The organism is Dokdonia sp. Dokd-P16, from assembly GCF_003095655.1.
GTDB lineage: Bacteria > Bacteroidota > Bacteroidia > Flavobacteriales > Flavobacteriaceae > Dokdonia.
Genome location: NZ_CP029151.1, coordinates 15912 through 35815 on the forward strand (window position 1 = coordinate 15912; position 19904 = coordinate 35815).

Annotated in this window: 17 protein-coding genes and 1 tRNA gene; 6 read left to right on the plus strand and 12 right to left on the minus strand. The window is 37.6% G+C overall.

The window, feature by feature from the left end; genetic code table 11:
• Positions 1-24: 24 nt before the first annotated feature.
• The 3 genes from DCS32_RS00040 to DCS32_RS00050 all read left to right on the plus strand — a co-directional run bounded on the left by DCS32_RS00040 (position 25) and on the right by DCS32_RS00050 (position 3807).
• Positions 25-945: a type IX secretion system membrane protein PorP/SprF gene (locus DCS32_RS00040; protein WP_108876438.1), complete on the plus strand. Its 921-nt coding sequence runs from the start codon at positions 25-27 to the stop codon at positions 943-945.
• A gap of 12 nt (positions 946-957) precedes the next feature.
• Positions 958-2880, plus strand: coding sequence for an OmpA family protein (locus tag DCS32_RS00045; RefSeq protein ID WP_108876439.1), 1923 nt, complete (start codon positions 958-960; stop codon positions 2878-2880).
• 363 nt (positions 2881-3243) lie between these two features.
• Positions 3244-3807, plus strand: a complete 564-nt coding sequence (locus DCS32_RS00050; protein ID WP_108876440.1) for a hypothetical protein — start codon at positions 3244-3246, stop codon at positions 3805-3807.
• A 12-nt stretch (positions 3808-3819) separates the two neighbouring features.
• On the opposite strand, the gene DCS32_RS16255 is transcribed toward DCS32_RS00050, so the two are convergent.
• Positions 3820-3951 (minus strand): hypothetical protein, encoded by a 132-nt coding sequence (locus DCS32_RS16255; RefSeq protein ID WP_262497451.1) that lies wholly within the window; start codon positions 3949-3951, stop codon positions 3820-3822.
• A 99-nt stretch (positions 3952-4050) separates the two neighbouring features.
• Between DCS32_RS16255 and DCS32_RS16015 the strand changes: the two genes are divergently transcribed.
• A complete protein-coding gene (locus DCS32_RS16015; RefSeq protein ID WP_162533550.1) occupies positions 4051-4245 on the plus strand; it encodes a hypothetical protein in 195 nt (64 codons plus the stop codon).
• 17 nt (positions 4246-4262) lie between these two features.
• Here DCS32_RS16015 and DCS32_RS00055 read toward each other — a convergent pair whose 3' ends face one another.
• The 7 genes from DCS32_RS00055 to DCS32_RS00080 all read right to left on the minus strand — a co-directional run bounded on the left by DCS32_RS00055 (position 4263) and on the right by DCS32_RS00080 (position 14408).
• On the minus strand, positions 4263-4991 hold the full coding sequence (locus DCS32_RS00055) for a M48 family metallopeptidase (protein WP_108876441.1): 729 nt from the start codon (positions 4989-4991) through the stop codon (positions 4263-4265).
• The gene (locus DCS32_RS00060; protein WP_108876442.1) at positions 4981-8019 is read right to left on the minus strand and encodes a type I restriction endonuclease subunit R; all 3039 of its coding nucleotides are present in this window, start codon (positions 8017-8019) and stop codon (positions 4981-4983) included. The genes DCS32_RS00055 and DCS32_RS00060 overlap by 11 nt, the downstream gene beginning before the upstream one ends.
• Positions 8020-8022: 3 nt before the next feature.
• Positions 8023-10149 carry a DUF262 domain-containing protein gene (locus DCS32_RS00065; RefSeq protein ID WP_108876443.1) on the minus strand — a complete coding sequence of 709 codons (2127 nt, stop codon included), beginning with the start codon at positions 10147-10149 and terminating at the stop codon, positions 8023-8025.
• Entirely contained in the window at positions 10146-10652 is a 507-nt protein-coding gene (locus tag DCS32_RS00070; RefSeq protein WP_108876444.1) for a hypothetical protein, read from the minus strand. The genes DCS32_RS00065 and DCS32_RS00070 overlap by 4 nt, the downstream gene beginning before the upstream one ends.
• The gene (locus DCS32_RS00075; RefSeq protein ID WP_108876445.1) at positions 10652-11992 is read right to left on the minus strand and encodes a restriction endonuclease subunit S; all 1341 of its coding nucleotides are present in this window, start codon (positions 11990-11992) and stop codon (positions 10652-10654) included. Before DCS32_RS00075 ends, DCS32_RS00070 begins: the two co-directional genes overlap by 1 nt.
• A complete protein-coding gene (locus DCS32_RS16195) occupies positions 11983-12540 on the minus strand; it encodes a hypothetical protein (protein WP_239057539.1) in 558 nt (185 codons plus the stop codon). The genes DCS32_RS00075 and DCS32_RS16195 overlap by 10 nt, the downstream gene beginning before the upstream one ends.
• A 65-nt stretch (positions 12541-12605) precedes the next feature.
• The gene (locus DCS32_RS00080; RefSeq protein ID WP_239057540.1) at positions 12606-14408 is read right to left on the minus strand and encodes a type I restriction-modification system subunit M; all 1803 of its coding nucleotides are present in this window, start codon (positions 14406-14408) and stop codon (positions 12606-12608) included.
• A gap of 286 nt (positions 14409-14694) precedes the next feature.
• Between DCS32_RS00080 and DCS32_RS00085 the strand changes: the two genes are divergently transcribed.
• Positions 14695-15054 (plus strand): hypothetical protein, encoded by a 360-nt coding sequence (locus DCS32_RS00085; protein WP_108876446.1) that lies wholly within the window; start codon positions 14695-14697, stop codon positions 15052-15054.
• A gap of 54 nt (positions 15055-15108) precedes the next feature.
• On the opposite strand, the gene DCS32_RS00090 is transcribed toward DCS32_RS00085, so the two are convergent.
• The 3 genes from DCS32_RS00090 to DCS32_RS00100 all read right to left on the minus strand — a co-directional run bounded on the left by DCS32_RS00090 (position 15109) and on the right by DCS32_RS00100 (position 17707).
• A complete protein-coding gene (locus tag DCS32_RS00090) occupies positions 15109-16371 on the minus strand; it encodes a type II toxin-antitoxin system HipA family toxin (RefSeq protein WP_108876447.1) in 1263 nt (420 codons plus the stop codon).
• Positions 16372-16374: 3 nt separating this feature from the next.
• A complete protein-coding gene (locus tag DCS32_RS00095) occupies positions 16375-16638 on the minus strand; it encodes a helix-turn-helix transcriptional regulator (RefSeq protein ID WP_108876448.1) in 264 nt (87 codons plus the stop codon).
• A gap of 984 nt (positions 16639-17622) precedes the next feature.
• Positions 17623-17707, minus strand: a tRNA-Ser gene (locus tag DCS32_RS00100).
• A gap of 383 nt (positions 17708-18090) precedes the next feature.
• On the opposite strand from DCS32_RS00100, the gene DCS32_RS00105 reads away from it, so the two are divergent.
• Complete coding sequence (locus DCS32_RS00105; RefSeq protein ID WP_108876449.1) at positions 18091-18504, plus strand: BLUF domain-containing protein; 414 nt, start codon at positions 18091-18093, stop codon at positions 18502-18504.
• Between the two features lie 72 nt (positions 18505-18576).
• Here the strand turns inward: DCS32_RS00105 and ychF are convergent, their stop codons facing one another.
• A complete protein-coding gene (ychF, locus tag DCS32_RS00110; RefSeq protein WP_108876450.1) occupies positions 18577-19671 on the minus strand; it encodes a redox-regulated ATPase YchF in 1095 nt (364 codons plus the stop codon).
• Positions 19672-19904: the final 233 nt, after the last annotated feature.

Below are 19904 nucleotides of genomic sequence, written 5' to 3' on the forward strand. Positions count from 1 at the left end.
TAACCTAACTTAAAAACAACGAATATGTTTAAAATATATAAGATTTACTTAGTACTTATTATGTGTTGTGTAAGCATACATAGCAATGCACAACAAGCGCCTAACTATACACAATACATGTATAATACCATGGCTATAAATCCAGCATATGCAGGATCTTCAGAAGGGTTAAATGTGGTGGGAATATATCGATCGCAGTGGGCTGGTTTTGATGGGGCGCCAGAGACGTATAACCTCAGTGTTGAAACGCCGCTTACTGATCGCGTTGGTATAGGTGTAAATGTCACAAAAGATGTAAACGGTCCTGCAGAGAGATTCAACTTTGATGGTAATTTCTCTTATAATATTCAGTTGGATAGGGATCTTAATTTGGCATTTGGGATAAAAGGAGGTGCTCAGTTACTCAATGTTGACTTCTCAAAAGGGGAGTTTGTAAACCAAGGCGATCCCCTACTCACAAATAACATTGATAATAGACTACTCACTACGCTGGGCGCGGGTGCATTCTTATACAAATACAACTGGTACCTGGGTGTCTCTGTGCCAGATTTCTTTAACGATGAGTATTATGATAATGTGGAGGAATCTGTCGTGGCAGATGAGTTGCAAACGTACCTAACTGCAGGTTATGTTTTTGGCATAAGCGATAACATCCGTTTTAAACCCGCTGTGCTTGTAAACTATGTAAATGGTAGTCCGCTGCGATATAACCTTTCGGCAAATTTCCTCTTTTATGACAAGCTCACCGTAGGTGCTAGTTATCAAGTGGATGCTGCGGTAAGTGCGCTGGCTGGTTTTCAAATTTCTGACAATCTATTTTTAGGCTATTCCTTTGATTATGCTACTACAGAGTTCACAAATTATAATGATGGAACCCATGAAGTTATTTTAAAGTTCTCTTTATTCAAGAAAAAGGGAATGTCATTCTCACCTAGATTCTTTTAATATCAAACTACTATGAAGAAATCACTATATATTTTATTCATGATGTGCGTATGTTCTAGTTATGCACAGAATGATTTAAAAAAAGCAGATGAGCTTTATGAAAGACATATGTATGCAGATGCTGCAGTGCTTTATGATCAGCATCTTAATGACTCAAAAAAGGTAGCGCCTGCAACCTGGCAGCATATAGCTGATACGCATTACAATCTCAAAAATTATGAACGTGCAGAGATTGCATACACAAAAACCTTTGATGCGTTAGGATACACGATGGAACCTGCACACATTTGGCAATATTTTGATGTGCTACGCTTCTTAAAAAAGTATGATACGGCAGATGATTTTTATGTAGGCTATTTAAAGCTTTCCAAAAAAGACAAAGAGCTCAACAGATACTATGAAGAAAAGTCTCGGTTTAATGACATTATAGCAAATGACACGCTCTACCAGATTAGAAACCTCGAGATTAACTCTAGCTATGCAGATTTTGGTGGTTCCTTGTATAAAAATAAGCTGGTATTCTCAACAGCTCGCAATGATGAAGAAAATAAACTCTATAAAAGAGATAACACCCCTTACCTATCGCTATATGAGGCCACGATAGATAGTACTGGTTCATATTCTAATATTAAACTTTTTAGTGAGGATCTAGAGACGCAGTACCACGATGCAACTGCAACCTTTTACAATAATGACCAGACCCTCGTATATGCATCAAGTGCACAATCTGGCTCACGTAAAATTTATACAAAGAACAAGAGAAACTTCTTTAAGCTCTACCGTGTGCAGATTAATGATGAAAAGTTTGATAAAGAGGAACTCCCTATTAACGGGAACGGCTATTCCATAGGGCAGCCTTTTGTGACTATAGATGGTAGTCAGCTGTATTTTGTGTCAGACATGCCAGGTGGTTATGGCCGTGCAGATATTTATGTATGTGATATACGTGAGGATGGCTCGCTCTCTACCCCTCGCAATCTGGGCGATGCGATTAATACTCCTTATGATGACTTTTTCCCTTTTATAAAAAATAAAGAACTCTATTTTGCTTCTAAAGGTCACGTAGGTTTTGGCGGGCTTGATATTTATAAAGCACAGCTTAGAGATGGTGTGTATAGCAATGCACGTAATCTAGGCCTTGGTATTAATAGCAATGCAGACGACTTTGCTTATGTGGCTAGTAATACAAAGAATGAAGGATATTTTAGCTCAAACAGGGAAGGCGGCAAAGGCGATGATGATATTTACTCCTTTGTATATGATCAAGGAGAGTGCTTCCAGACCATAGAAGGAACCGTTACAGACGCACAATCTGGAGCACCGCTTCCAGAAGTAACCATCATTGCTTATGACACTAACAATAACCAAGTAGCCGAAACACTTACAGACGCTGCAGGAACCTACACCTTGCAGATGGGTTGTAACATTAGATACAACTTTAAGGCGTCAAAAATAGGCTACTCAAAAGATGAGCTAGACTTAAACACAGGTACTGAGCCTAATGGGCTTATTAACTTTGTAGATTTTAAGTTGGCTAATCTTTCAGACATATTCATTACAGATGGTGAGGTAGAAAAAATTAAAATCAATCCTATTAATTTTGAGTCTAACCGTTTTGCGATTAACATATTTGCCGCACAGCAGCTCAAGCGTATTATTGATATTATGAACGAGTATCCAGACCTCGTTATTAAGATAGAATCCCACACAGATCAACGTGGTGGAGCGTCGTATAACCAGACCTTATCAGAAAACAGAGCGACTTCTACACGTGACTATTTGATTAAAAATGGTATCACGAGTTCGCGCATTGAGAGTGCAAGAGGTTTTGGTGAATCTAGGCCTATACACATTTGTGACGAGGCAGACGATAGCTGTACAGAAGTGCAGTATTTAGAAAATAGACGATCAGATTTTATTGTGGTTAGAAGATAATACCACAGGCACATGTACCCCGCTTAAACCTCTCATAAGCCTTTCTAGTACTCAACGCTAGTGAAGGCTTATGTATGTATATACCCTCATGATCTGTAGATAAACGTAGTGCGCAGTTATTACGCTTTCGCGAAAGCAAACCTGTCTCAATCCATTACGCTTTCACTACGTAGGTGTATAGGCTTCCTCTCTATATGGTCATCCTAAAAAGTGCGCCAAATGTATCTTGAGACTCCTTTAATGTAGAGTTAGTACGCTTTCGCGAAAGCGTATCATAAACACCTCTTATATCGTACGTCATTTGCAAGCTAGGGCGCTATAAAAGATGCTATATTTAGGGCAGCATTCATCTATTCACGCGCTATGAAATATACCCTATTCCTCCTCACCCTACTCTGCATACTCACGGGATGCACACAGCAAGAAGCGACCTCCAAAGAAACCGTTACTGCCTACTACAAGGCCGTTGCCGAAGGAAATTATAAGGAAATGAGCCGATTGATAAGCGATAGCATCACCATCACGGCGGGAGATTATGTGATGCCCTTTAACAAAGAAAGCTACTACGAGCAGTTTAAGTGGGACTCTGTGTTTAAGCCCTCCTACAAGGTGGTTTCCATAGAAAGTGACAGCGAGCAAGTAATCGCTACGGTAGCCGTGAGCTCGCTACGGTTTGCATTTTTAAAGAATAACCCACTCACCTGCAGTCATAAAATATACTTCCATGAAGGCAAGATTACTAAGCTAGAAGAAATCACCTGTAAAGATGTAAACTGGGATGTGTGGCAACAAGAACGCGACTCCCTAGTAGCCTGGACCGCCCGCAATCACCCTGAGCTAGACAATTTTATTAACGATCTGAGTATGAAAGGCGCGATAAAGTATAAGAAAGCGGTGGCGTTGTATGTGGGGCGTGGTGGGGAATAGTGAGTAAAGAATTTACTTTTTGAAGTATAAATCCTTTTTAGAAAGCAACTCCTTTTTGTTGATTTCTTTATCTTCTTTGAGAGAGCGCACAGAAGAAAGTAGCTTCTTAGAAGGTTTATTTATATGTAACGTTTTATTATTCATCACTTTATATCTAATACAAAAATACATTATAACTTCATCTTAAACAACTATTGTACCACCTATTGCAGCTATATAACAGTCAGCCTGCTAGTTTATTGAGTGGTTAAAGATTGTTATGCAAATCATGCAATAGCTTCAATAAAAATGGGTTGTTATCAAGAACGCGACTCCCTAGTAGCCTGGACTGCCCGCAATCACCCTGAGCTAGATAATTTTATTAATGATCTAAGTATGAAAGGTGCGTTAAAGTATAAGAAAACGATGGAGTTGTATGTGGGGCGTGGTGGAGAGTGAGTGAGGTGTTTTAATTTTTAATAACCCCAATCATTATGAACTATGGGCAAACTATTCAATTCATCTCTATGCATTCTCCATTTGGGCATAAATTGATTCATTAGTGAGATGAAACGTGCATTGTGATTTCTTTCGTGAAGATGCACAAGCTCGTGAACTAATATATATTCAAGGCAAATCTTTGGTTTTTTGGCAAGCTCTAAATTTAACCAAATACGTTTAGCGTCTACATTACAAGCGCCCCATTTGGTTTTCATTTGTTTGACACCCCAATGATTAGATTGGACACCGATGATTTTCTCCCATTTTACAAGTAGCTCAGGTATTTGAGACTTCAATTCTTTGCGATACCATTCTTTCATTACTGATGCTTTTTCTTCAACGGTAGCTGTGGATTTTACCCAGAGTTCGATTTTATTTGTACCTGTAATTTCTACTTTGTTATATCCATTGTGATGATGAACGTTTAACAAATATCGCTGACCTTTAAAGTAATGGCTCTCTCCAGAAACATAATCACGTTTTGTTTCTCTTGCTTGTTCTTTAAAGTTTTTGACATTCTTTTTAATCCATCCCAGTTTTGAAATAGCAAAGAGACGTACCACCTCATCATCTGTTTTATTAGGAACTGATAATTTTATAGCACCATTTGGAGGATACACGGCAAGGTGCATATTTTTTATGTCCTTGCGCATTATCTCTACTTCAACATTTGCAAATGCAATCGTTTCTGTTTTAATACTCATTTTGGGCTTTTATAATTTCCATAATATGCAAGGTAGTATCAATATCGTTAACCACTCTACCTACGGCGAGCATTAATTTTTTTTCTTTAATGCCACCATCACGCCAGCCGTCTAGTTTATTCTCAATAATAGTTGAATGTACCGTAAGTGCAAGGTGTTCATTGTTTTCTAAATTATCATAAAGTGCCTGCTTTGCCCTAGTGTTGAGCGTATCTGGATAATTAGAGCTGCTTGATGGTGTTGCCACTTTTGATGCTAATTCTTTAATCTTTTCTAGATACTCGGCATAAGAAATGGTTTCTTCCTTTCTTAGTAAAATAAGTTCGTCTAGCAAGGCAGACATCTTCTCGTAATACTTAGGGTTTGCTTTTGCTTCTTCTACAATTGCTTTTCTAACGTTATTCTCAATCGTTTCTGCAACGGCTTCTCTTCTGTTTTTTGATTGATACTCTGCACTTGGTTCAGAAACGTGAACTATTAAATCTACTAATGATTTGTTTTCAAAATCAGAGATTTTCTTGCTTGACTTTGCATCTAGGTACATATCCATTAACTGTCTCATACCAGGCTCAAAACGCTTTAAGTCTATGTAGTCACCACTAGCTCTTTTTATAGTCTCGCGCAAATCTGAATAGTATTTTACCTCTTCTTTGATGTCTTGTGCTTGTTTACTACTGTATCCTAGTTTATGGATTTCATTTGCCACGTTTGCATAAGCTCTAATAAGACTTACTGTTGCTTTGTAAAGACCTACACGTTTTTCTTCGGTAGATTTTATGTCTTGTGGATTCTCTGTGTTTCCACAGAAAAATTTAATAAACGTAGGCTCATCTTTAGGATGGACTGGTTCGCACATTGCTCGTAATACTTCTAGAGCTGTCTCTAGACGTTCTTTACTTTCGGTAAAACGATCTTTTAATAATCCTTTTACGTCGTCTTCATCATAATCATCGAATACTTCTGAGGTATAGTCGCCTATTGATTTCTGAAGGCTTTTGAACAAGTCTTTATAATCTACGATATAGCCATAATCTTTATCATCTGTATCTACTCTATTAACACGGCATATGGCTTGGAATAAGCCGTGATCCTGCATATTTTTATCTATGTATAGATAAGTGGCAGATGGTGCGTCAAAACCTGTTAAAAGCTTATCTACTACAATAAGCAACTTCATTTTATTAGGCTCTTTTATGAATTGCGCTTTCGCGAAAGCTTCAAAATCCTCTGTAGATTGTCCTTTAAGCATTTTAGTGTACACCTCATACTTTAAGAGTTTATCAGTTGGACTATCTTCACCAGTTTCTTCTCCTTTGATGTCGCCGTGATGTGGTTGATAGGAAGTAATAATAGCACAATTTGTAAATCCTGCATTTTGAAACAATTCATAGTATTTACAAGCTTGGTATACAGATCCAGAAACAAGCATTGCATTTCCTTCTCCAGTGGAAAGTCGAGGCTTTACTTTAAAATCCTTTACAATATCAAATACTATTTTCTCCAGTCTAGATTTAGAACCTAGCACCTTTTGCATTGTGCCCCACTTTTGTTTAAGCTGAATTTTGGCTACATCGGTGAGTCCTCGTGTTTCTGCTTCAAACCATTCATCTATACTTTGCTGGTCTGTGATGAACTGCTCTACATCACGGGCTTCATATAATAAATCGAGTACAACGCCATCTTCTACGGCTTCGTCAAATTTATATGGATCGCCTATGTACGGACCAAAGACTTCAATACTTTTCTGTTTGTCTTTTTTAAGTAGTGGTGTTCCTGTAAAACCTATAAATAGCGAGTCTGGCAAAATCATCTTCATCGCATCGTGTAGCTTACCGGATTGCGTGCGGTGACACTCGTCTACAAAAACATAAATATCTCCTTTGGCTTTAAAATCTGTAGGCAGACTGTTTTTTAATTCTTCTATATAGGAATCATAATCACCTTCGTCAGATTTTCTACCGAATTTATGCACAAGACTACACACCAGCGATTCATTTTTTTCATTGAGCGTAGCTAGAAGGTCGCGACCACTTTTGGTTCTGTAGATGGTTTCATTTACACCTGTAAATAGTTTTTCTATCTGGTCATCTAGTTCTTGCCTATCTGTAATAATCAATACACGACTATCCTTTACGTTCTCGCGTATCCATTTAGTAAGCCATACCATAGTTAGACTCTTTCCAGAACCTTGGGTATGCCATAAGATTCCGCCAGTTTTAGTTTTTACGTGTGTTTGTGCAGCAGTAATACCAAAATATTGATTGGGTCTACACAATTTCTTTGTGCCTTTGTCAAAAACCACAAAGTCGTGTATGAGTTCTAGCAATCTTGATTTCTCGCAAAGTTGACTGATTTGTTTATCTATTAAATAGTCAAATTCCTTTGTGCTTTCTTCTTTCCACTTTAAATAATACTTCTCAGAGGTTTCAATGGTACCATAACGTAAACCTTGGGTGTCATTACCAGCCATTACCAGCTGCATTGTGGTAAAGTACTTTTCTATAAATTCTGGTTTCTGATTGTCTAAATTTTGACGGATTCCTTCTGACACGCCTACTTTACTTCTTTTTAACTCGATGACACCTACAGCTATACCATTTACAAATATGACAACATCTGGACGTTTGTTATGTTTTCCTTTTACGGTTACTTCTTCAGCAACTGCAAACTCGTTAGTTACTGGATTTTTCCAATCTATGAGCCATACGGTTTCTTTAGGTTGCCCTAAGTCTTCACGTACGGTAACACCATAACGCAAGAGTTTATAAACTTCTTTATTGGTTTCATACAAGTCACCAGATAAACTCGTAGCTGCTTTGACCAACTTATCAACTGCTTTTTGAGCCAGGTTTCTAGAATACTTACCATCTTTAATTAAGTAATCAAAAAGCAACTGCTCTTCTATGGGCTGCGTACGTTCTTGCTCTTCCCAATTACCCAAATAGGTATAGTGCAGTTCGTTTTGGAACAGTTCTATAATTCTATTTTGAGAGTCGCGTTCTGATTTGCCTATATGGTTAGTGGTCATAGTTTAATTGTTTTGTAGTTCAAAAATTACTTGATAAGTATCTTTATAGATATTATCAATTCTTGTTAAAACAGCATTTACAAAATCATTTACTTTTGGTTCTCCTTCTTTTAAACGACTATCTGCATTTGTGAGTGCCATCCAATAGGTCATATCATTATCACAAATAAAGCTATCTTTTTGAGCTTGGGTATTATCTCTAAACCTCATCTCTGGGGACTGATTATTACTCTGACTTCTATTCTCATTGAAAGACAATGCTCTAAAGTTTCCGTTTGAATTAATTAACCATTTAACTAAAACAGAAATTTTTGTTTTGCGATATATCCAGCTATTTGGATATATGTGATCCCAATCCCAAGGTTTGTTTGTATCTTCTATTCCTTCAAAAGCCATAAACTCATCAAATTCATTGTTGAAATATTCACGCTGTACAACTGTCAAAAACTGTTTGTTCCAAAAGACAAAATGACATAAACTTCTCCAATAATGGACTGCTTGTTCGATTTTTTGTTCTGTTGCTAACTGTTCATCTGCTTCTTCTGAAATTTTATACCGAATGGGTAAAAGGTTTAAATAAGATTCATTTTCTCTGAAAATTTCTTTGAGCCAATCAAACCAAAATAGATGCTGATTTCTATCTTCTAAATACTTCTTGCGAACTTCATTTAAAAAATCACTAAAAACAAAAGGATCTAATAAAGGTGGTAATTCGTTATGCTTTTGAAGAGATACTGTGGACCATACATTACTCCAATCTTGCCAATTATTATCTACAAGTCTATTGTAAAACTTAGGTGTGATTTTACGTTTTTCTTTACTGCCAGAGTACAACGTGCTATGAAGAAAAGCACTTCTTATTTCTTTTTTATTTTTAGCATTCAACTCTTTATTTTTAAAAACAAATACCAATAACGCTAAAAGCAAGTCTGTGTTTTTAGACAATACTTCTTTAGAAAAAATAGAAGGTAATTGGGATGGATGGTCGTTTATAATTACGACAGCTTTATCCATTAAGCTTTTTGCTTCTTTACTAAGAATAAAAGTCTTTAAATCTTCTTTGAATCCGTCCTCTACCAGTAGTTTTCTAAAATCCTGCAAGCTTATTACGCGCTCGAAAGATTGAAAATCTCTACGCTTCATTTTTGTGAAACGAACAAATAAATTAATTACGGTGGTAGGCGAAATGAAATTTAATCCTATTTCTTCTACTAGTTCTTTTGCCTCCGGTAAAGATGCTTTAATAAGGGAATAAATAAGCTCTTGTCCAGAGATTCTAGTGCCAGATGAATTTAATCTTAAAAACAAAACAGCATCTTCCCCTGTTTCATTGTTTGTATTAACATCTCCTTCTTCCATACTGCTTTTGTCTACTACAATCTCTGGTAAGAGTAGTGATTTAGCACTATCGATACCTTTATAAAGCGCATCGAGCCAGTCTTCTTCTATTTTATTGTAATCGCAAATACCGTGTTTGGTCTCTACGTTTATTAAAGTATGTTCTAGTGTGGATTTTAAATCGCTTTTGTCTGTTTCTAGAATTAGTGCTAACGGAACAGGATAATAGCAATCCCAAGGAGAACGTAGTCCCATATCTAATTGAGAAAAACCTAAAGACTGCTCTCCTGATTTTTTTCTAAAGTACTCTAGTGCATTTCTTTGGTCTGCCATCGATAACCTCTTGGTGTGGTCATTTAAACGATAACCCCAAGGATGTGAACGAGTTAATACACGTACAGCAAAGCGTAAGCCATTTTGGTTTTCTTGTAACGGTTTTAAATCTATCCAAATTGATGGAATATTTTCCTTTTTGACATTAAGTAAACCACTTTTTAATGTTCTGAGTGGATTTTGAAACCCTAACGCTATGGTCGTACATCGTTGCTGGCCATCTAGTAAATATTTAGTTTTATGAATGTCTTGAGACATTAACAAACTACCAACAGGATAACCTCTTAAAATAGAATCCCATAAGGCTTCCATTTGATGTGGTTGCCATACAAAACCACGTTGCAAAGTAGGTAATTGTATTCCACCAGTATTTACTTCTTCTTTATCTGTATTTTCTTCTAGCTCTACTTGCCATTTTGCAATATCATAAATGGTGTAGGCATCTACTTTATGGCTCATAATATTTTCTTTACAACATCAAACAAATCCGTAGGACCATTTAAATAATAAGCTTTGTAACCACCGTCTTTGCTGTTATCTTCCCAAAGCTCCTGCATAAGCGGACTCATACTATAGAAGTCGTTCATTCCTTCTCGCCAACTATTCCAAACTTCTTTATCTATGCGGCCCTTTTTATACCAGTAAAATTCTTCTGCACAGAGGTTGAAATATTTTCTTATGGTAAGCGTATTTATTGCTTCTTGTTCTTCACCATAAGCAGTCTTGTTTTTAGGTGATTCAGAGTCAAATAGAATCAATAGGTTAGGGAGCAACTCTTCAAATTCATCACTGAACTTAGTATGCAATTCCATTTGCATTTTGTCGTGAGCGATTGATGCATTTTGTTTTGCCAGAGCTACTTGCTGCTTCTGAAAATTATTTGAAAATCTAAATGCCAGAATAGTTAAAACGACTTGCGATATACCGATTACTAGGGTAACTATTATTTGAAATATCTCCATCACACCAACCTAGTTTTACCAGTAAGCAACTCCTGCATCATCCCTTGTTTAATTTGCTCGTACTTCTCTTTTTTGGTGGTAAGCTCCTCCAATTCTTTATTCATATCTGAGAGGATTTTATTAATTGCTTTTTGCTCTTTAAAGTCAGGAAATGGAATAATCATTTTTCTAATGTCATCTAAAATTAGATTTTGATGAGAACCTGCCTTTACATCTTTAAGCATCATATTTTGACCTGCTTCTGATTGAAGATAGTTCATTACCCAATCTAAGTAATCTGGATTATGAAACTTACCTACAGAAACAGCTCCTCCTATAAAAGCAATTTGTTTATTATTAAACACCCCAACTTTTCCAATACTTCCAGAAATTGAAATCATTAGACACCTTTCGTTCAATAAAATCATTGGAAATCGAATAGCTACATCTTCTGGAATATAATAATCAGTATCAAAATTGACATTGTGACCTAAAAAATCTTTGTTCTGTATGAAGGGTATATATCCTCGTTTCTTTTTAGGAATTAAAGTAGGCTTAATGTGGCTGGAGTAGTCAAAACCAGTTTGCTTAGTGAATGTTTTAGCTAATTCCTTTATTGTTCTTTCTTCCCAATCCCCATCAAAACCATCCAATCGTTTACTACTACTTCGACCAGGCTCAGCACAGGCTTTGCTAGGTGGCGTTAACAACTGTTGCATTGCGCCTTGTTTGATGGCTTTCTTTTTGGCGATGAGTGCGTCTAGACTGCTTATCAACTCATCTACATCACTTAATGCCGTGGCAATGGCTTTTTGTTCGGCTAGGGTTGGTGTAACGATTTTGAAACTTCTAATTTTTGTCATTGACAAACTTGGCTGTGCACCAACACTAGTTGTCTCATAAATTTCATTTTCTATAAAGACACTTGTAAAAAAATGATAGAGGTATTTTGAATCTAATTCTTTTTCGACTGAAATTTTTGCGGTATTTGGTCCTAAATGATATTTATCATTCTCATCAATTAAGAAGATTGGTCCAATTGTTCCAACGTAAGCAAAAACTAAATCATTCTTAAATAATTTACTTCTTAAAAGTTTGTTTGAAGTCGCAGATGGAATGGTCTTTACATCACTTAAATCCATCTTATTGTGAGTAATATTAGTTCCTCTCACAACTATTATATCTCCTCCATCTTTATAGCTATTAAAATGTAAGGTGTACTCAAAACCAGCTAACTTGGTTACAAATGACACATTACCTAAATAATTTACTTCCCAATCCTCAGGAATCAATCCAACCTCAGTTTGCTTATAACCTTGCGGCAAGCTCAAGGCAGCGCCTTGTTTTATTTCTAACTCCATACCAATCCCATTTTTGCAAGGTGGCTGGCTACTTTTTCTTCGGCAGTTGTGGCTTGCTCGGTGAGTTGTGGTAAAGCGTTTTCATAACGTTCTGCCAGTTCTTTTATACGCCCAGTTAGGCGTTGTGAGATGCTGTCTATTTCTGCTTGTAACAAGTCGCTTATCGTCTGTAACCATTTTTTATCTACTACTAGCGTGCGTACTTCGGCTTCGGTAAGGGCACCAAATTTCTTTAGGGTGAGCTCGTCTAGTTCGGTTTCGGCTGTTTTAATCTGTTTTTTTAGGGTGGCTTCTTTCGCGAAAGCGGTCAATAATTTATTACCCAAATCATAGGCACCTTTTTCACTTGTATCGCCTTTTATGCTTTTTAGGTATTTGGTGAGTGTGGTTTTGGTAATAACGCCTTTATCATTAGTAGCATCGGCTAGTAGTCCTTCTTCACCAGCGTGTTCTTCGTTATAACTTGTAATTTCGGCTTGCTTGGTTTCTAAGGTGCTTACCAAGTCGTTTAAGGATTGTTGCTCTTCGGCTAAATAATTATCTATCACCAATTGCTTAGGAATCAAGTCACAGGTCCAGCCTTTATCTACCTCTCTGCCTTTGCTGTTTTTTTCTAGTATACGTTTGGTTTTGCCACCCAGCCGTCTTCGGCAAGTAGGTACACATCATCCTTCATCATATCATTCCAGTAATCCATAAAATGCTGGTACATCGCATAGGGATTTACCAGTGGTTTACCGTTGTACTCGTGTAAGAGCGCTTCAGAGATGTGTTTTTCTAGTTTTTTTGGCGCAGTATGTTCATTAATACCTTGTAGGTCGTCATAGATTTTGTCTTTCCAACTATCAAAAACCAATGCCAACTCATCACTATACGCCGTAAATTCTGGGTGCTCGTAAATGGCACTTTTTATATCACTGGCAGCTACGTTTAATTGTGAGTAGCTTTCGCGAAAGCGAGAAAACAAATGAGATTTGAGCGTAGGATATACTTCCCAAAAGCGTTGCAAGCCGTCTATATCACCATCTGGTATGCCACCGTTAAGGTGTGCATTGAGGTCTTGTATATCTTCTGCCTCTTGGGTATCTATATAGCGCGGTATGTTAAGGTTGTACTCGTTTTTCTCAATCTCGCTAAAAGAGACAAAACGTGCGTACTTTTCTACCTCGGTCTGTGTGTTAAACACATCTACAATCTGGTGAATGTCTTGCTCACGCAGTCGGTTTTTGTTTCCGTCTTTTATAAAGCCTTTGCTGGCGTCCATCATAAAGATGCCCTCGCGGCTGTCTGTATCTTCTTTATCTATCACAATAATACAAGCAGGGATACCGGTACCGTAAAACAAGTTGGCTGGCAAGCCTATCACACCTTTAATCAACTTGCGTTCTATAATGTTTTGTCTAATGGCAGCCTCTGCATTCCCTCTAAAGAGGACACCGTGCGGCAAAATAATAGCGCCTTTACCGGTACTTTTAAGCGATGCGATAATGTGTAGTAAAAAGGCATAATCACCATTTTTATCTGGTGGCACGCCATAGCCTCTAAAACGGTTATACACATCATCTAGCGGTACAATACCACTGTCCCAATTCTTAATAGAAAACGGTGGATTTGCCACTACAAAGTCAAAGCGTTTTAACTGGCCGTTCTCATCTTTAAACTGTGGAGATGCGATGGTATTTTTACCAGCAATAGAAGCTTCTGGATAGCCGTGCAGCCACATATTCATAATGGCAAGCCCTTTAGTCGCTACATCTTTTTCTTGACCGTAGAGTGTTAAGCCATTTTGTGCTTCGCCAGCTACTTTTAATAATAGCGAACCAGAACCACAAGTTGGGTCATAAGCCGTAAACGATGGCTTGTCTGCTTTATGTACATCTATTACTTTAGATAAGATTCTAGATACCTCTGCAGGTGTATAAAATTGCCCTTTACTTTTACCGGACTCCGTTGCAAAGTGACGCATTAAAAACTCGTAGGCATCGCCTAGCACATCATCATCTTCGGCACGGTTGTTTTTAAAGTTAAGCGCAGGGTTTTCAAAAATGGCAATAAGCTTAGAAAGCAGTTCTACCTTCTCTTTACCACTGCCCAGTTTTTCATCATCATTAAAATCTACAATCTCTAGCGAGCCTTCTAGTCCGTTTGATGCAAAAAGCGGTCGTAGTATTTCTTTATTGATACGGTCACCTATGTCTGGTTGCCCTTTAAGCGCCACCATGTCATCAAAAGAAGCACCTTCTGGTACTGCTATAAGACTCATTGCATCGCCCGTATATTTATCACTCACATACTTTACAAAAAGCATCGTAAGTACGTAATCTTTATATTGTGAGGCGTCCATACCGCCAGCACCTCTTAGTTTATCACAGCTTTCCCAAAGGGATGAGTAGAGTTCTGATTTTTTTATTGCCATTTATATCTATAATCTAGGTTATCTTATGAATAGTCAAGCTCTAAAAATATACATCTTTACCCGAGTAGCTCCGTAAATGACGTAGTAATATGACGTTGTACAGTGTTAAAATCTAAATGGTTAAAAGGGATTACCTACAATGGCGCGACTTGAACATCCTGTCATACCAAAACTACTTGTTAAACACTTATAATATATTTTAGTTAAGACGGTTACGCTTTCGCGAAAGCGTGATAGAAAATATTATAGTTTAATACGTACTTTTCACCATCCAAAATAATCCCCAATGACCATAGAAGACCTAGCAGGCACATACACCATCACAGGAAGCAACCAAAGTGCAGATGCAGCGGGTTATGAGGGCGAACTCACACTAGCGCTAGATGAGCACAAAAGAATCGTTGCTACTTGGCTAATAAGTGGTGATCAGCGCCAACAAGGAACTGGTTTCTTTAAGAATAATATTCTGGTAATTAATTTTAATTACAAGGGCGATGACGAGACCATCTACAAAGGTGTCGTAGTCTATCAATGCATCACCAAAGATCTACTAGAAGGCTTCTGGTCAGAAAAACACGGTAATCCGCTATACCTAGGTGAAGAACGCTGCTATAGAAAAGGAGTGCATAAGGAGGTGCTTAATTAGGGTTCTAGTACCGTTGATTTAGCGAGAGATAGGATAGCGAATCGAAAATGAAAACTATAGCAACGCTTCAAAATCATTGTTAATGCTTTCTTTAATTTCCTGAGGTACTTCTAAATCACTCGCTATCTCCATCCATCTTGGGATCAACTCTTGAACATCGGCAATAATCCCTTTTGGATTTTTAATTGCAAATTCCTCGGCAATCGTTAGTACGTCCTTTAGTTGTATCTCAGTACGTTTACCATTTATAGATAAAGCTCTGGAGGTACTTTTGAATGTTAACAAGGGATTGAGCGCATAGGTCAAATCATAAGCGGGTCCTAAGTTCCAGCGGTCATTGTCATTATCATAAATGAAACTATGATTCTTTAAGTGATCATCTACATTTTTAAAGATAAGGTTAAACACCATACGCTTGAACAACTGTTGTAAGTCTTTATGAGGTACTTTTAAACCTAAGGCTACTTTGAAGACATTCTCATAGCTGGAGTTTTCTGGCTGACTTTTAAAATCCCAACCTGTCAAACCTGTAACCGTTAATGCGTGCTGTTTTTTACCATGTTGTCTTTCATATCGTAAGGTGGCAAAATGCTTATGATTAATAAGCTTAGAAGGCATCATATGTATACCAGCTTCTTGCGCAAGCAAGTAATAGGCATATTCTACTTTTTCTTTGTTATAACCTTCGCTATCATCTATATGGAGTTTAACGAGATAATGGTTGTAGTCTTCACTAGTCGCGCTGTCTCCAGCTATTATTTCTCCAGTTTCTTTATGCTCTGACACTAGAATTTTAGGCCTAGCCCCACCAGCCGAAGTTCCTATTTTAAAAACGTTGAGTAGGGAGAGTTCGCTTAATGCTGCTCCTTTAGTATCTTCTTTAAGTTTGAGTACTTTTTCTAAAATGGTAATAACCTGGTTAATATCTACGGTAGTTGTAGTAGGTAATTCTTTGACAGGCTTATATTCTAATGCTCCCATACCACGATCTGCTACATAGGCTAGCTGCTCTAATGGTGTTACTTTTTGAATACCTCGAGCCGTGAGCCATTCTTGAAATATAATATTACCAAAAGTATCTGGTAACGAATCTGCAATCATAGGCGGTAAGCCTTGAAATGTGTCTTGATGATATGCTGTAAATACCTGAGCAGGCTTGATACGCTTGAAGATAAATGGAAATATGTTTGTGTAGGCCCCACTATCTAGAAATGCTGGATTGTATTGAAAAAAAGACTTTCCTTGATCTAAGTCATACCCTAGCTTGCCAATTTCTTGGCCAAAAACAATAATGTCTATGATTTTATCCCTGGTCATCTGCTAGTATAATGAAATATCGTTTTGATTGGTAACAGCCTTGTCTATCTCATTAGTAATAGATTGCAATAAGCCAAAATGATTAGCTACTTTTAAGACATTGTCTAAGGTAGCATTCTTACCATTCTCAATATTTTGAATCGTAGCTCTAGAGATTTCTAAAGTCTCTGCGAGTTCTTCTCGTGATAAGCTATTAGATGTTCGAAATAGCTTGCAGGCCTCTCCAATCTTTACTTTTACGTCCTTTATTGTTATTACATCAATCATAAAATGACTATTATATTAGTTAAATATAGGTAAATAACATCTTAATGACTAATATATTGGTTTATTTTATATTGGATAATAACGTTTAGTAACTATATGAGCTCATTGAAGCTACTAGAAGAGAGACTTATTAATTTGAATTACAAACGTATTCTAGAGGGTTCTCGCTCTCCATATCGTTCTTCAACGAGCTGTGCTCGTTAGGTTTTTTGTTTTCTACCCCTACTTTCAAGCGGAGATTACAAATAAATAAGCGGTGAAGATTAGAAAGGGATTACCTACGGTGATCTCAAAGTAGGAATCCTGGCCAAGCATGAAACCCTTAACGAGCGGTGCTCGTTAAGTTTTTTGTTTTCTACCCCTACATTCAAGCGGAGATTATAAATAAATAATTGGTGAAAATTAGAAAGGGATTACCTACGGTGGTCCCAGAGGGGGAATCCTCGCAAGCATGAAACCTACAACGAGCTGTGCTCGTTAGGTTTTTTATTTTCTATCCCTACATTCAAGCGGAGATTATAAATAAATAATTGATGAAAATTAGAAAGGGATTACCTAGGGTGATCCCAAAGGGGAATCCTGGGCAAGCATGAAACCTACAACGAGCGGTGCTCGTTAGGTTTTTTGTTTTCTACCCCTACATTCAAGCGGAGATTATAAATAAATAAGCGGTGAAAATTAGAAAGAGATTACCTACGGTGATCCCAAAGGGGAATCCTGGGCAAGCATGAAACCTATAACGAGCACGGCTCGTTAGGTTTTTTGTTTTATCCCTTCGCCTACCAAGCGGAGATTACATATAAATAAGTGGTGAAAATTAGAAAGGGATTACCTACGGTGATCCCAAAGGGGAATCCTGGGCAAGCATGAAACCTACAACGAGCACAGCTCGTTAGGTTTTTTGTTTTATCCCTTCGCCTACCAAGCGAGCTTGGGGCGAGGTATAAAACAAAAAACCCGCAACAACGTTGCGGGTTTCTTTTGCGGAGAATGAGGGATTCGAACCCCCGGAGGTGTGACCCTCAACAGTTTTCAAGACTGCCGCATTCGACCACTCTGCCAATTCTCCTAGAGTGCCTCACCAAGCTATCTGCTTGATTGCGGGTGCAAATATACAGTGCTTTTTCCTTTACAACAACACTTTTTTGTAGTTTTTTTAAATCCACTACATAACTCCCACTACCCTAGTACTTTTAACACTAAAAAAAATAATTAAACCTTCGCCCAACACTCAACATCCCAACCCAACCTTACCTTCAAAGTGAAGGAACAAAAAAGTCTCCTTTCGAAGAGAGATTTAGAGAGATGTCCCACAACAGTAAACAACAACAGTAAGAACAAAAGAAAAACCCCACAATTCTGTTCATCTAACTTCCAATAACGTCCCTCTAATTTTAAAAATAGTTAAACATTTATCATAATCTTTTTATATTTGCCGCAAGATCCCTAGTTATGAAATCTGTGTACACCATCTGTTACTTTAGTAAAGCCTCTGAGGATCTATCTGAAGAAGAAATTCAAGAAATCTTTGATCATACTAACGAGCGCAATAATGAGCGTGGTGTACGCGGTATACTACTACACTCTTTTGGTAATTTCTTTCAAGTATTAGAAGGTGACGAAGCGTATCTCACTAGCTTATACGATACTAAAATCAAACATGATACGCGTCACCACAGCGTGTTTGAAGTGATTAATAAAGAAAGTCCTAAATCACTTTTTGAAGAATACAACTCGCGTTTTCAAACTATTGAAAATAGAGAGCAGCTGGATGAGATCAAAGCGTATCTAAAAGTACACTCGATACAATCTACTACATCAGATAAACTTTCACGTCTTTTACGATCTTTTATCATACTTGACTAACCATCAAACGACCATCATAAAAAAAGCCTCACTGTGTTCACAGTGAGGCTTTTTACTTAGTGATGCTTGTACTTATACGTTAAATAAGAAATGCATTACATCTCCATCCTTAACAATGTATTCTTTTCCTTGTACTGCTAGCTTTCCAGCCTCGCGTACTTTTGACTCGCTACCATAGGTTACAAAATCTTCATATTGTATTACCTCTGCACGTATAAAGCCTTTCTCAAAGTCTGTGTGGATTACTCCTGCCGCTTGTGGCCCAGTTGCTCCTATGTTTACCGTCCATGCACGTACTTCTTTTACACCTGCTGTAAAGTATGTTTGCTGGTTTAATAACTTATAAGCTCCACGTATTAAGACAGCACTTCCTGGCTCTTCAAGACCTATATCTGCAAGAAACATCTGGCGCTCTTCATAATCATCTAGCTCTGTAATATCTGCCTCTGTACCTACAGCAAGTACTACTACCTCTGCATTTTCTTCTTTTACAGCCTCGCGTACCTTTGTTACATACTCATTTCCATTTACCGCAGCGCCTTCATCTACGTTACATACGTACATCACTGGCTTGTCTGTTATAAATTGTAATGGTTTTACAAATTCGTCTCTCGCATCATCATCTATATCAATTGCTCGTACAGACACGCCTGCTTCTAGTCCTGCTTTTATTTTTAAAAGCACCGCTTCTTCTGCTTGCGCTTCTTTATTACCAGTACGAGATGCTCTTTTTACTTTTTCGAGTTTCTTATCTGTAGTCTCAAGATCTTTAAGCTGTAGCTCGATATCTATCGTTTCCTTATCTCTTATAGGATCTACACTTCCATCTACGTGTACAATGTTATCGTTGTCAAAACAACGTAGCACGTGTATAATGGCATCTGTCTCACGTATGTTTCCTAGAAATTGATTTCCTAGTCCTTCGCCTTTACTTGCTCCTTTTACAAGACCTGCGATATCTACAATCTCTACCGTAGCAGGGACTACACGCTCAGGCTTTACAAGCTCTTCAAGTTTTGACAGACGTTCATCTGGTACATTTACCACACCTACGTTAGGCTCTATAGTACAAAACGGATAGTTTGCACTTTGCGCTTTGGCATTAGACAGACAGTTAAAAAGGGTTGACTTCCCTACGTTAGGTAATCCTACGATTCCAGCTTTCATAAAATAATGTGTATTAATAGTACGCTTTCGCGAAAGCGGAAAAAATACCTTTCCACTCTTTTTTCAGGATGCAAAGATAATTCTTATTTATAGATCTACCGACTGCCTGACCAAGCTTATATAAACAACCGAAAGTTGTGATATTTTAAGAGAAAGAGGAGGTTACTACATAAACTTTGGCAAAGACTTAGCAAAGCATTACGATACCCTTAAGCCTCATAGAGGGACTGCAT

Bases quoted from the DNA above. Each gene is read 5' to 3' on its own strand.
- DCS32_RS00075 (WP_108876445.1), bottom strand. From the start codon at position 11,992: ATGGAGTTAGAAATAAAACAAGGCGCTGCCTTGAGCTTGCCGCAAGGT.
- DCS32_RS00045 (WP_108876439.1), top strand. From the start codon at position 958: ATGAAGAAATCACTATATATTTTATTCATGATGTGCGTATGTTCTAGT.
- ychF (WP_108876450.1), bottom strand. From the start codon at position 19,671: ATGAAAGCTGGAATCGTAGGATTACCTAACGTAGGGAAGTCAACCCTT.
- DCS32_RS00065 (WP_108876443.1), bottom strand. From the start codon at position 10,149: ATGAGCCATAAAGTAGATGCCTACACCATTTATGATATTGCAAAATGG.
- DCS32_RS00090 (WP_108876447.1), bottom strand. From the start codon at position 16,371: ATGACCAGGGATAAAATCATAGACATTATTGTTTTTGGCCAAGAAATT.
- DCS32_RS00070 (WP_108876444.1), bottom strand. From the start codon at position 10,652: ATGGAGATATTTCAAATAATAGTTACCCTAGTAATCGGTATATCGCAA.
- DCS32_RS00080 (WP_239057540.1), bottom strand. From the start codon at position 14,408: ATGGCAATAAAAAAATCAGAACTCTACTCATCCCTTTGGGAAAGCTGT.
- DCS32_RS00095 (WP_108876448.1), bottom strand. From the start codon at position 16,638: ATGATTGATGTAATAACAATAAAGGACGTAAAAGTAAAGATTGGAGAG.
- DCS32_RS00105 (WP_108876449.1), top strand. From the start codon at position 18,091: ATGAAATCTGTGTACACCATCTGTTACTTTAGTAAAGCCTCTGAGGAT.
- DCS32_RS00060 (WP_108876442.1), bottom strand. From the start codon at position 8,019: ATGACCACTAACCATATAGGCAAATCAGAACGCGACTCTCAAAATAGA.
- DCS32_RS00055 (WP_108876441.1), bottom strand. From the start codon at position 4,991: ATGAGTATTAAAACAGAAACGATTGCATTTGCAAATGTTGAAGTAGAG.
- DCS32_RS16255 (WP_262497451.1), bottom strand. From the start codon at position 3,951: ATGAATAATAAAACGTTACATATAAATAAACCTTCTAAGAAGCTACTT.
- DCS32_RS00050 (WP_108876440.1), top strand. From the start codon at position 3,244: ATGAAATATACCCTATTCCTCCTCACCCTACTCTGCATACTCACGGGA.
- DCS32_RS00085 (WP_108876446.1), top strand. From the start codon at position 14,695: ATGACCATAGAAGACCTAGCAGGCACATACACCATCACAGGAAGCAAC.
- DCS32_RS00040 (WP_108876438.1), top strand. From the start codon at position 25: ATGTTTAAAATATATAAGATTTACTTAGTACTTATTATGTGTTGTGTA.